The sequence below is a fragment of the Rosettibacter primus genome (genome assembly GCF_036860675.1).
Classification (GTDB): Bacteria; Bacteroidota; Ignavibacteria; order Ignavibacteriales; family Melioribacteraceae; genus Rosettibacter; species Rosettibacter primus.
Genome location: NZ_JAYKGK010000001.1, coordinates 184,270 through 197,509, shown reverse-complemented (window position 1 = coordinate 197,509; position 13,240 = coordinate 184,270). Strand labels below are relative to the sequence as shown.

Annotated in this window: 12 protein-coding genes; 4 read left to right on the top strand and 8 right to left on the bottom strand. The window is 29.9% G+C overall.

Annotation, left to right across the window (positions count from 1 at the left end; genetic code table 11):
* Positions 1-78 precede the first annotated feature (78 nt).
* Genes VJY32_RS00850 through ispE form a run of 4 tightly spaced genes read left to right on the top strand, consistent with a single transcriptional unit; the run spans position 79 to position 3,865 of the window.
* On the top strand, positions 79-1,038 hold the full coding sequence (locus tag VJY32_RS00850) for a glycosyltransferase family 9 protein (protein ID WP_353675980.1): 960 nt from the start codon (positions 79-81) through the stop codon (positions 1,036-1,038).
* Positions 1,026-2,168 (top strand): glycosyltransferase family 9 protein, encoded by a 1,143-nt coding sequence (locus VJY32_RS00845; RefSeq protein ID WP_353675979.1) that lies wholly within the window; start codon positions 1,026-1,028, stop codon positions 2,166-2,168. The genes VJY32_RS00850 and VJY32_RS00845 overlap by 13 nt, the downstream gene beginning before the upstream one ends.
* On the top strand, positions 2,152-3,036 hold the full coding sequence (locus VJY32_RS00840) for a homocysteine S-methyltransferase family protein (protein ID WP_353675978.1): 885 nt from the start codon (positions 2,152-2,154) through the stop codon (positions 3,034-3,036). The genes VJY32_RS00845 and VJY32_RS00840 overlap by 17 nt, the downstream gene beginning before the upstream one ends.
* On the top strand, positions 3,023-3,865 hold the full coding sequence (gene ispE / locus VJY32_RS00835) for a 4-(cytidine 5'-diphospho)-2-C-methyl-D-erythritol kinase (RefSeq protein WP_353675977.1): 843 nt from the start codon (positions 3,023-3,025) through the stop codon (positions 3,863-3,865). The genes VJY32_RS00840 and ispE overlap by 14 nt, the downstream gene beginning before the upstream one ends.
* Here the strand turns inward: ispE and VJY32_RS00830 are convergent.
* From VJY32_RS00830 to VJY32_RS00795, 8 genes are all read right to left on the bottom strand, one after another.
* Complete coding sequence (locus tag VJY32_RS00830; protein WP_353675976.1) at positions 3,810-5,270, bottom strand: sensor histidine kinase; 1,461 nt, start codon at positions 5,268-5,270, stop codon at positions 3,810-3,812. The two genes, ispE and VJY32_RS00830, sit on opposite strands and share 56 nt — an antisense overlap.
* A 95-nt stretch (positions 5,271-5,365) precedes the next feature.
* The gene (locus VJY32_RS00825) at positions 5,366-7,282 is read right to left on the bottom strand and encodes an NADH-dependent [FeFe] hydrogenase, group A6 (protein WP_353675975.1); all 1,917 of its coding nucleotides are present in this window, start codon (positions 7,280-7,282) and stop codon (positions 5,366-5,368) included.
* Complete coding sequence (locus tag VJY32_RS00820) at positions 7,272-8,468, bottom strand: complex I 51 kDa subunit family protein (protein WP_353675974.1); 1,197 nt, start codon at positions 8,466-8,468, stop codon at positions 7,272-7,274. The genes VJY32_RS00825 and VJY32_RS00820 overlap by 11 nt, the downstream gene beginning before the upstream one ends.
* Positions 8,469-8,476: 8 nt before the next feature.
* On the bottom strand, positions 8,477-8,950 hold the full coding sequence (gene nuoE, locus VJY32_RS00815; RefSeq protein WP_353675973.1) for an NADH-quinone oxidoreductase subunit NuoE: 474 nt from the start codon (positions 8,948-8,950) through the stop codon (positions 8,477-8,479).
* A 1-nt stretch (position 8,951) separates the two neighbouring features.
* Positions 8,952-9,329 carry a response regulator transcription factor gene (locus VJY32_RS00810; RefSeq protein ID WP_353675972.1) on the bottom strand — a complete coding sequence of 126 codons (378 nt, stop codon included), beginning with the start codon at positions 9,327-9,329 and terminating at the stop codon, positions 8,952-8,954.
* Positions 9,330-9,348: 19 nt separating this feature from the next.
* Positions 9,349-10,827, bottom strand: a complete 1,479-nt coding sequence (locus VJY32_RS00805) for an ATP-binding response regulator (protein ID WP_353675971.1) — start codon at positions 10,825-10,827, stop codon at positions 9,349-9,351.
* Between the two features lie 9 nt (positions 10,828-10,836).
* A complete protein-coding gene (locus VJY32_RS00800) occupies positions 10,837-11,235 on the bottom strand; it encodes a response regulator (RefSeq protein ID WP_353675970.1) in 399 nt (132 codons plus the stop codon).
* Between the two features lie 22 nt (positions 11,236-11,257).
* Entirely contained in the window at positions 11,258-13,237 is a 1,980-nt protein-coding gene (locus VJY32_RS00795; RefSeq protein WP_353675969.1) for a [Fe-Fe] hydrogenase large subunit C-terminal domain-containing protein, read from the bottom strand.
* Between the last annotated feature and the right edge of the window lie 3 nt (positions 13,238-13,240).

Sequence of the window (13,240 nt, the reverse complement as noted above, 5' to 3'; positions counted from 1 at the left end):
AAGCTACTTCTTAAATTATTATTGCTTTTTATTCCACAAAAAAATTTAGTAAGCGATATAACATTAAATGAAAATTCTGTGATTATATTTATAAGATTAAATAGAATCGGTGATGCACTAGTTACTACACCTCTTTTATATTTACTTAGAAATAAAACAAAATATAAAATCAATGTTGTGGCAAGTAATTATAACCATTTTATTTTTTCTCCAGAAATTGTAAATAATGTAATTACCTATGATAAAAAAAAGGTTACTATTTTCAAATTAATTAATATTATTAATAAGTTAAAACCTGATTTAATTGTAGATTTGCATGATGATGTATCAACTACAGTTAGCTTGATTTTAGCATTATCAAAATCAAAATATAAAGTTGGATTTAATAAGTTTAATAGAAAATTGTACAATTATTTAATAGAAAAGCCTGATTCATCAAAAACACATATAATTGAACGAATAATGCAGTTTGCAAAAATTTTTAATATTACCTATAACAAGGAAGAAATAAAAGTATATTATAAAATAGAAGAAAATTGTTTAAAAAATATTAATAACTATTTAACAAACAATAAATTAGAAGAATATTATAAAATTGGGATTAACATATCTGCAGGAAGCGAAGCAAGATTCTGGGGAATAGAAAATTACAAGGGATTAATCAAAGAAATTAAGAGATACCCAAATACTAAAATTATAATTTTATGTTCTCCACAAGATATACACAAAGCAGAGGAAATATCCGAAAACCTAATACCAGTATTTTATGATAAATCATTTGAAAAATTTTCAGCAATGATAAGCAAATTGAATTTATTAATAACACCTGATACATCAATTGTCCATATTGCTTCAGCATTTAATGTTCCAGTATTTGGTTTATATGTTAAATATAATACAAATGATATGATATGGAACCCATATAATACAGAATTTGAGTGTATAATTACGGAGCAACCCACACTAAAAAATGTAAAATTAGAAGATACTATAAATAAATTAAAACCATTCTTAGAGAAGTTATTATGGAAAAATTAAATATCCCCGATTGCAAAAATTTTTCAGGCTATAAACCTTGCTTTCCTAATTATAATTGTTTAGAAAATGGTTGTAAAGAACAAAAAAAAATTGGTTTAAAGATTTTAATTATAGCTTTAGAAGCAATGGGAAGTGTATTGATGACTACTGCACAGCTTCCTGCAATAAAAAGGAAATATCCTGAATCAACAATTTACTGGTTAACTCTTAAAAATTCTGCTGATATTCTTAAAAACAATCCTTTCATTGACAAATTATTTGTTTATGATTTTGAAAATATGAACATTTTGAGTGCTGTTGAATTTGATATTATAATGAATTCAGATAAATCAGTTAAAGCTGGTGCTATTGTTAATTCACTTAAAGCAAAGGAAAAACTTGGTTTTGGCCTTAATAATAATTTTCAAATAATACCATTAAATAATGGAGCCATATATAATTATAAATTGGGACTTGATGATAATCTTAAGTTCAAAATCAACAAAAAAACTGGGCAGGAAATACTTGCAGAAACTTTTAATTTAGAATACAAAAGAGATGAATACATTTTTGAATTTACAGATGATGAAAAAGAATTTATTGAATCATACAAAAAAATTATTGGAATTACTGATAATGATGAAATTATTGGGTTCAATACAGGCTGCTCCCAATTATACCCAAATAAAAAAATGACAATTGAACAGCATATAATATTAATTGAAAAATTCCTTTCTTATAATCGATTCAAAATTATGTTACTCGGTGGACCAGAAGATACAGAAAGAAATAAAATTATAAGCGAGTTATTTAAAAACCAGGTGATAAATACACCCACTACTGAAGGAATAAGAAAAGGAGCATGTTATGAAAGTATACCTCATGTTGTTATTACAGGTGATTCATTCGGAATGCATCTTGCCATTGCATTAAAAAAGTATGTTATTGCCTGGTTTGGATTAAGTTGCTGGAATGAAATTGACCTTTATGATAGAGGTGTAAAATTATATCCTGAAGGTTTATTTTGTGCACCATGCTGGAAAAAAGAATGCCCATATAATCTTGAATGTATTCAAATGATTGATTTAGAAAAAATAATTCAAGAAACAATAAAATATTTTGACAATAGAAAGAATGAAAGAAAAAATTAATTTAATTGATTTATACAATCAGTTAAAAAGACCATTGATACTTGACGGTGCTATGGGAAGCCTGCTTATCGAGAAAGGTATTAAAAATCACCCGGTGTTATGGACTTCATTATCGAATCTTGAAAATCCAGGTACAGTTAAATCAATTCATTTAGAATACATAAACAGCGGTGCAGATATAATAACAACAAATACATTTAGGACTAATCCAATATCTGTAAAAAAATCCAATGAAAATATTGATATATATGAATTTGTAAAATCTGCCATTCAATTAGCTAAAGATGCAAGGAATTATAAAAAAATAATTATAGCAGGTTCTAATGCCCCTGCAGAAGATTGTTATCAAAAAGAACGAACTATATCAAAAAGTGAATTAGAGTACAATCATAAAACTCATATTAAAATTCTCTGGGATAATTCTGTTGATATAATTTGGAATGAAACACAAAGCCATATGGATGAGATAGAAATAATTTGTAAATATTGTTCAGATAATAATATTCCATTTATTGTAAGCTTATTTTTTGATGACAATCTAAAAATTCTAAGTGGTGAAAATTTAGTAGATGTTGTAAATTATATTAATTCTCATGATGCAATAGCAGTAGGATTTAATTGTGTAAAACCAGAAACATTCTTTAAGTATATCGAAAAATATTCTTTACCAGAAAGATGGGGTTTTTATTTTAATTGTGGTGCAGGAAATTATTCAGATGAATTTATAACTTGTGGCATTACTCCAAAGCATTATGCTAAAATCACAAAACAATTACTTCCATTTAATCCAATTTTTATTGGTTCGTGCTGTGGTTCTAATCCCGAACATACTAAAGCTATAAAGGAATTGTTAAATGAAATTTATTGAAATTAAAGCGCCCGCAAAAATTAATATTGGATTAAGAGTTTTAGAAAAAAGAACTGATGGATATCATAATATTTACACATTGTTCTATCCAATCAAAGACTTATATGACACTATAACTTTTGAAATATCAGATAATTTTGAATTTAATAGCAATTTAAAAGTAACAGAAAATGATGAAGATAATCTTATTATTAAGTCCAAAAGAATGCTTGAAAGAATTTTCAATAAAAATTTCAATGTAAAAATTAATTTGATTAAAAGAATTCCTGCAGGTAGCGGCCTTGGAGGTGGAAGTTCAGATGCTGCTGCAACATTAATTTCTTTAAATGAATTATTTAAACTAGAATTACACTATGAACAACTTTTATCAATAGCATTAGAGTTGGGTTCAGATGTCCCCTTCTTTATAAAAGCACTTCCTGCAATTGGTAAATCAAGAGGGGAAATTTTAGAGCATATAGAAATCGAAAATGCATTGCCCATTTTAATTGTTATTCCAAATATTTCTATACCTACAAGAGAAATTTATCAGTTAATAAAACCTAAACATGAGTATTATGATTACAAAGAAATAATTCAGAATAATAAATTCAATTATTCATTAATGAGAGAAAAAATTATTAATGATTTTGAGGAAGTAGTTTTTCAAAAATATCCGGAGATAAAAAACATAAAAGAAATTTTATATGCAGAAGGAGCAATATATGCTTCGATGAGTGGAACAGGTTCTACTGTTTTTGGATTTTTTGATAGCATAGATAAAATAGAAAAAGTTAAGGAATGTTTTCCTCCTGAATACTTTTGCTGGATAAATAATCCTCAGGATTAACTTCAAAAATGTCATATGAAGTAGGTTTAAAGTGATAAGGCAATAAAATTTTAAAGCAACTCCCTAAATGATTATTATGAGAAAGTCTTGATGGACTTTGCACAGTAATCTCACCTCCCAACCTTTCAATAATTTCACGGGTAATTGTTAAACCCATTCCACTTCCTTCATGTTTGGCTTTGTCAATATTTGATGCTCTATAGAATTGCTCAAATATTTTTTGTAAATCCTCTTTAGGTATCCCAATCCCATCATCACATACTTCAATAGAAATTTTATCGTTTACATCTTCAACTATAACTTCTATTTCCCCATTTTCATTTACATATTTTATAGAATTTCCAATGATATTTGACAGAGCGAGTTCTAAAAGTATCATGTCAGATTTAATAAATTTTTTTTCTAATCTTCTATCCTCAAATTTTAGTTTAATATTCTTTGATTTTATGTTATCTAATTGTTTCTCGAGTATATTCCTAATAAATAAATTTATATCGATTTCTTCAGCCGAACGAATATCTAATAACTTAAGTCTGGAAATACGAAGTACATTGTTTAATAAATGTAATGTTTCTTCTGTTCTAATCTTTGCCCGCATTAATTTAGCTTCTACTTCTTTACTTATTGGTCCAACATATTGCTGTAAAACCAAGTCGATTATAGATTTTATTGCAGTTACAGGCGTTTTAACTTCATGAACTATTCCAATAATATATTTTTGCTTTGATTTTTCTGCATCATCAATCCTTTGCAGTGAGGTTCTTAAAAGCTGTTCTCTATGATACAATTGTCTTGCAATATTATTTGCAAGATATACACTTGCAAAAAGCATTAATGTAAAAGATGCTATTGATAGTATGTCATATAATAATGTATGAGAGATTGGCGCATTATATATACCATTAATTAGGTAAATTTCAATAAATCCTAATTTTGCAAAAGCATTCAACAATGAAAAGATTAAGCTAATTGTTCCAGCCATAATATAAACTATATATCCAGGAAGAATAAGGCTTCCAATTATCATGTGGAAAATGAAAAAAATATAAAGTGGTGATTCAATTAATCCTGTATAATATACTAATAACATTAATGCTATCAGGTCTAAAATCATCTGTATTAAAGAAAGATGAAGGCTATTGAATTTATCTGGAGAACAACCAACATACTTTCTAGAAACATGTATAATTATATTATAAACAAGAATAGTAAATGTAATTAATAAAATTGCTATGAATTGTGTTTTTGTTAAATTAAAGTTGAATAATAGTTGCCCTGCCATTAAAAATAAAACAAGTAAAACAACAACGATATATCTTAATTTAATAAACCATAAATTTCTAACACGGATGGCTCTCCAGAATTCTCCATAATTTTTAGCCCAATCAGGAAGAAGTGATAACATGTTATGATAAATTTAATAAGTTGTTCAGTTGAAAAATAAGAATATGTTAAATGAAAGTAAACGAAAGAGGCTGTCTTAAAGACAGCCTCTTATGATTAAGCGATATATTTTCCGCGTTTTATGTAATGAGTGTGCAAAAGTTTATGCGATAAATGACTGCATGGACCTTCAGTTAGAAATTCTTGATAAAGTCTAATTACATTTGGATTCTCATGGGATTTTCTAATTGTTAATGATTCATCTTCTGCATAAATAGCTTCTGCACGTTTCTTTCTAATTTCTGGATTAGTTGGAATTGGTTGACCACCGCCACCAAGACATCCACCTGGACAAGCCATAAATTCAATAAAGTGACATTCAGAAAATTTACCACCAGCTTTAATATCTTCCATTATTTTCTTTGCATTGGCTGTACCATGAGCTACTGCTACTTTTAAGGTTACTCCTTTTAACCAATTCCAATCAGGCACTAAATGTTTAATTAAGTCTGGAACAGGACCGACTTTATTTCCAATTGGAATTTCCATATATCTAATTCCTTCAAATCCACGCAATGGTATAATGTTAGCTTTATCAAATATATCTTCAGTTTTATTTCCTGTAACAAATTCAACAACAGTTCTTAATGCAGCTTCCATAACTCCACCTGTTGCCCCAAAAATTAATCCAGCACCAGAAGCTTCACCAAATGGAGAGTCAAAATCACTCTTAGGCATTTCTGGCAAATTAATTCCTGCTTCTTTTATCATTCGAGCTAATTCGCGAGTAGTTAAACCATAATCTACATCTTTATACCCGCTTGAATTCATCTCTGGTCTATTGCACTCGAATTTTTTTGCAGAACATGGCATCACAGCAACAGAAACAATATTTGCAGGGTCTATTCCAGCTTGTTTTGCATAGAATGTTTTGATTAAAGCTCCAAACATCTGTTGAGGTGATTTTGCAGAACTTAAGTTATCAATATATTCAGGATAAAAATGCTCGAGATATTTTACCCAACCTGGCGAACATGATGTAAATTGTGGTAATGCAACAGGTTCCTTTTTAACAAGTGCTCTATAAAGCCGGAGAATTAATTCAGTGCCTTCTTCAATTATAGTTAAATCAGCAGTAAAGTTTGTATCAAATACTTTATCAAAACCAATTCTTCTTAATGCTGTATTTAATTCTCTTGTCATTGAAGTACCTGCGGGTAAACCAAATTCTTCACCGATAGCAGCACGAGGAGATGGAGCGGTTTGTATAACTACGTGTTTTGTTGGGTCGTCAATTGCTGCCCAAATCTCATCTGATGGGTCATTGGCTCTTAAAGCTGCGGTTGGACAACGATTGATACATTGCCCACAATTAATACAAATTACATCAGCAAGTGGCTTATCTAAAAATGTTCCTATATGTGTATTGTCCCCTCTGCCAATAGCTTCAAGAACACCAACTTCCTGTAAATCAATACATGTTCTTACACATCTTTTACATAAAATACATTTACTCATATCTCTTATTACAGAATAGGAAGATTTATCTACTTCGTATCTTGGCTTATCAACATGACCAAATGTATAAGTGTCCACGCCGTATTCTTTAGCAAGGTTTTGTAATTCGCATTTACCATTTCTAAAACATGAATAGCATTCTCCATAGTGTTCGCTTAACATTAAATCAAGAATGTGACGTCTTGCCTTTCTTACCATAGGTGTAGATGTTTTAATCTTTATTGGTGAAGTAATTGGAAATGAACAACTTGCCTGTAATGTTCTCATTCCCTCAACCTCAACAACGCATATTCTGCAGACTCCAGCTATGCACAAATCTTCATGATGGCATAATGTAGGTATTGAAATTCCAACTTTTTTGCATGCTTCTAAGATTGTAGTTCCTAACGGTACGGAGACTTTCTTCTCATTGATTTCAACTGTAACAGTTCCACCAATTGTACTTGTATCTTTTGGAATTTCAACTGTATGAGCAGTTTGACTTGCGGGTGCTCTGAAATCTCCTTTACTTTCCATTTTTACCTCCGTTTCCGTTAAAAATTTCTTCTTTAAAATTTTCTAAAATAGAAATAAATGAATTTGGGCTTGACTGTCCTAGTCCACATTTTGATGCTACCTGCATTGTTCGTCCTAATTCTTTTAGTTGATTAATGTAAGCAAATGTATATTCACCTTTTTCAATCATCTCTACACCTTCTAATAATTTTACATTTCCTATTCTGCAGGGTGTGCATTGGCCACATGATTCTTCTACAAAAAATTCCATGAAATTTTTTAATACATGAAGCATGTTTCTACTTTCGTTGAATATCATAATTGAGCCTCCAGTTGCCGCATCCTCATAAGCTAAAGTTCTGTCAAATTGGGATTTAGGAATACATATGCCAGATGCACCACCAACTTGAACAGCCTTTGTATTTTTAGCACCTACAATATCTAATAATTCAGAAATTTTTATGCCCCATGGTAATTCATAAACTCCCGGTCTTTCACAATCTCCAGATACAGAAAATAATTTTGAACCAGTAGATTTATCAGTACCATATTTTCTAAACCAACTGCCACCTTTGATTACTATATGAGGAACGGAAGCTAATGTTTCAACATTGTTAACTACTGTTGGTTTGCCCATGAATCCTGTATTGACAGGATAAGGTGGACGATTGCGTGCTTCTCCTCGATTTCCTTCGAGAGATTCAATTAATGCAGTTTCTTCTCCACAGACATATGCACCAGAACCAAGTCTTATTGTTATATCAAAATTAAATCCTTCTTTACCAAGAATATTTTTTCCAAGTAAATTATCTTTTCTCATATGTTCGAGATAGTCTTCAAGTGAATTAAGCATATATTCATATTCACCGCGCAGATAAACAATTCCTTTTGTTGCCCCAATTGTATAACCAGCTATAACCATTCCATCAAACACTAATTCTGGGTACTCCATTAGAAGAACTCTGTCTTTAAATGTTCCTGGTTCTCCTTCGTCTGCATTGCATATAACATATTTTTGGTCTGCGGATGCTGCAGCAACAAGTGTCCATTTAGTTGCGGTTGGAAAACCAGCTCCACCTCTACCTTTTAATTTTGATTCACGCAATTCGAATAATATATCTTCGCGAGATTTTTCAATAGCTTTTTTAATTCCTTCCCCGCGATTATATTCAGAAAAAATAAGTATTCCTTTCCTATTCTTTTCCATATGTCACCTCACTTCAATTCACTAAGTATTTGAATTGCTTTTTCAGGAGTTAATTTTGTATAAACTCTTTCATTAATTATCATTGCTGGTCCCTGATCACACATACCTACGCAATTTGTGTATTCGAGAGTAAATTTTTTGTCTTTTGTTGTTTCCCCAAAATTAATTCCAAGTTCTCTTTGAATTGCTTTTGCAACAGAATCTTTTCCTTGCATGTCACAAGATATTGTTTTGCATAAACGAATTATATATTTCCCTTTTGGTTCTGTACTTAAAAAAGAATAGAAAGATATTACACTGTAGACTTCTACAGGATGAATATCAAGTAATCGAGCTATTTCCTGCTGAGCAAAATCTGGTATATGTTTATGTTTTCTCTGTACAGCCTGAAGAATAGGAAGTAATGAAGATTTATCTTTTCCATATTTTGTTACAAGTTGTTCTATTTCTTCTGTTAATTCATTTTTTTCCAGTATTAACATTTTACTTCACCTCCTTCTTTAATAAATTATCTACTTTTTGAATAAGTTCATCGGGTGAAATGGGTTTTTCAACAAAATCATCAACGGGAACCATTTCGTTTTTCTCAAATTCTAAACCGGTAGCTTTTGCAACTGAGGTGTACATTAAAATTGGAGTGTTAATTCCTTCTTTACGAAATTTTTGTGCTAAATAGAAACCATCATCAGGTTCATCCATCATAACATCAAGAATTATTAAATCGGGTTTCAGTTCCTTTACAATCTTATAACCATCATCTGGATTAGAAGCAGAAATTATAGAATGCCCTTTCGACTTTAGAACCAGGCTGCTTGCATCAATAATATCTGGATCATCGTCAATGATTGCGATTAGAGCCATATTTCATCTCCTTTATTTGTTATTTTATATTTATTGGTAAATTGATTGTGAAAGTTGTTCCTTTATCAAATTCGGAATCAACATCAATCTTACCGTAATATGAGTCTACTATTTTTTTAACAATACTCAGCCCTAATCCAGTACCACTAATGCCTCGAGTTTTTTCATTTTTTGCTCTGAAAAATTCATTGAACAATTTTGCTTTTTCCTCGGGTTTCATACCGATACCAGTATCGGCTATTTTTATTTGTAAATAATTTGTTGACGATGATACATTTATAATAATTTTTCCTTTTTCTTTGTTATACTTTATTGCATTGCTTATAAGATTGGTAATTAATCTTTGAATTTCATTATAGTCTGCTTTTATTGTAGGTATGTTATCTTCGGTTTTAAATTCTACTTGAATTTCTTTCTTCTTCAATTCAATTTCAAATAGCTGCAATGTGTTCTTAATGATTTCATTGATGTTAATATCTTCAATTTCACGATGTTTAGTTTTTAATTCCATTCTCGAGATATCGAGTAAATCATTAACAAGGTCACTTAAGCTTTTTAATCTTACAATCGAGCGTGTTAAGTAATCCTGTCTTTTTTCTTTGGGCAGATTTATTTTTTCATCTGCTAATATATTTAAATAACCTTGAACAGCTGCAAGCGGTGCTTTTAATTCATGAGCAACCATCGAGACAAATTGTGATTTAATTAATTCAATTTTCTTAAATTCTGTAATATTACTTAAAACAATTACAACACCTGCAAGTGAACCATCAGGATGAGGTATTGGAGTTGCTGCAGCTTCAACAATTAATTCATTGTTTGGTTTTAGTTCTATTTGAGTTGCATAACTTTTTAGTAAAATGGTCTCAGAAGAAAAAATTTTTTCTACTAATTCAGTAATATTTTTATTAAGAAGAGGAAGTATTTTATCGCCAATTATAATTTCATGCAGGTCAAGAAATTTCAAAGCAGCATAATTATAATATGCAAGTTCTCCATTTTTATTAATTACTAGAACGCCATCACTAATAGATTTAATAATTGCATTAAGTCTTGATTTTTCAGAAGCTAATTCCAGGAGATTTTCTTCTCTTTCTTTTTTTAATCTCTCCGATTCTAAAATTAATTTTCTCTGATTTATCCCCTGTTCAATTTGGTATAAAAATTCCTCAGGAGTAAAAGGTTTAGGAATATAACCGAAAGCTCCTAGTCTTGTTGATTGAATTGCAGTATCATAGCTTGCAAATGCTGTAGCAATAAAGCAAATAGTATTGGGTCGAGAATTTTTAATTCTCTTTAAGACTTCCAATCCATCATAATCCGGCATTTTTAAATCAATTATTGCAATATCAAAGTCCTTTTCTGTTCCAACTCGAATTCCTTCTTCACCGCAATCTACAGCAACAACATCATACCCTTCATCTTCGAGCAGTCTCTGGGTTCCAATTCGCAATCCTCTCTCGTCGTCTACAATTAATATTTTATATTTATCATTCATTGTAAAATTTTAATAGAAATTTTCAATTTTTGCTAACAATTCTTCAATTACTACAGGTTTATTTATAATGCCGTCGCATTTTATCCATTCTTTTTCTTCAGGTGTAGAAGTACTAAATTTAAATCCAGTATCATAAGTTGCGGAAGTAAGAATGAATACAGGAATTTTTTTCCCGTGTTCAGTCTTTTTAATTTTATAACAAAGTATAAAACCAGAATCCATTTCTTCCATTATCAAATCTATAATTGCAACATCTGGTTTTTCCTGTAGGAATTTTTTCCAGCCATCTTCACTATTTTCGGCAGTAATTACTGAAAAACCCTTGTTTTCAAGAAGTACTTTGTTTTGTTCGAGTAAATCGATGTCATCATCAACTAATAATATTTTCTTGATTTTTGTTGTGTCCATTTTTGCATTTCCCTTTTTAATTCTATGTCGAATAATTTTGTATTAATGGTAATGAAATAATAAAGGTTGTTCCTTTTCCTAATTCACTTTGAACTTTTATATCACCTTTATGCATTTTAATTATTCCATAAGTAATAGCCAATCCTAAACCAGTTCCTTTCCCAATTTTTTTTGTTGTAAAAAAAGGTGTAAAAATTTTGCTTAAATTTTCTGGAGGAATTCCAATTCCATTATCAGATATTTTAATAATTAGTTTCTCATCATTTTTTGAAATATAAATTATAATCTGCTTATCATCTTTCGATTCTACTGATTCACATGCATTAATTATTATATTTAACAAAGCTTGTTTGAGTTGGTCAGCATCTCCTTCAATTATTGTTTTTTCTGTATCAAAATTTTCAGAAATCAATACATTTGAAAATTCTGGCTTTACTCTCACTAATTTTATTATATCACCAATTAGTTCACGAATATTTACTTTGCTTAATCTTAATTTACCCTGTCGTGCAAAATTCAAAAGATTAGATACAATATTTTTGCAACGATTGGCTTCGTCTATAATTAGTTTTAAGTCTTCTGAACTTTGTTGGTCATTAAAAGCTTTTTCAATTTTTTTCTTTAGTAAAGAAGCATAAATCATAATTGAGCCGAGAGGATTATTTATTTCATGAGCTACTCCGGCAGCTAATTGACCAATTGAAGCTAACTTTTCTGCATTAGCTAATTGTTCTTGAGTTTCTCTAATTTCTTTGTTTGCCATTTCAAGTTTATCAATTAAATAAGGCAAACACATATCTTCTTCTGCAAGTCCTTTTGCAATGGCAATTGCATATTCTCGGCAAGTAGGATATCCACAAGCTCCACAATTTAATTCATCTGACTTAGTATGCTTGTTAGTTTTTGCAAGAATCGATATTATTTGTTCTTCTGAAGGTTCAGGTCTTCTTTGATTTTTAGGTTTAAATTTTCTGCTTAAGTCTAAATCACGATTATTATAAAGTGTGCTTTTCCAGATTCTTTTATCAAATGTATTTATGTTTTCTTCAATATATGAAATTACTTTTTCTCTTTTAGAATAATAGTTTAATTTAGAATCAATTGCGGGACCATTTATACAGCCTTCACAAAATAAAATATCTACAAATTTAGATTGAATTTTTTTGTCAGCAATTTCTTGTAATATTTCTGCAACCCTATCTTTCCCCTCTACAATAATTATTTCTTTTTCAAGAATATCTCCATGTCTATTAGTTGTTTTTAATAAGCCTCCTGTTAGAGGATAAGCTTTTCCCATGTAAGCATAAGGTGGGTCAAAGTATGAGTTTTCAAGTTCATCAAGTTTTATATTATTTTCTGCAAATAATTCTTTTAGTTCCTTAAATGTTAACACAGCATCAATTGCATCAGAAACATTTTCATCTCGATATTCACTTTTTTTTGCAATACATGGACCAATAAAAACAACTCTAATATCTGAGCCAAAGTTTTTCTTCAAATATCTTCCCATTGCAATCATTGGAGATACAACATTTGCAAGATTATCAACAATATCTACATAATATTTTTCAATCCAGTTATAAATTGCTGGACATGGACTGCTGATGATTGTTTTGTTATCAGTTTTTTCCAAGTATTTTATATAATAACTGCTGATTAAATCTGCGCCAAAAGCTGCTTCGCCAACGTAATGAAATCCAAGTTTTCTTAATGCTGATATAAATTTCCCTTCTAAATTTGGAAATGTAGCAGGAAAAGAAGGTGCAATTATTGCATATGTTTTATAATTCAATAAATAATTATTAACAATATCTTTATCATTTAGAACCTGTTTAGCATTTTGTGAACAAACTTTAACACAGTATCCACATGTAATACATCTTTCTTCTATAACAACTGCTTGACCATTTATTACACGAATAGCACGAGCAGGACATTCTCTTATACAAGAGTAACATCTTTTGCATTTTTGTCCTATTGTCGTGACTATTCCTAGTGACATATA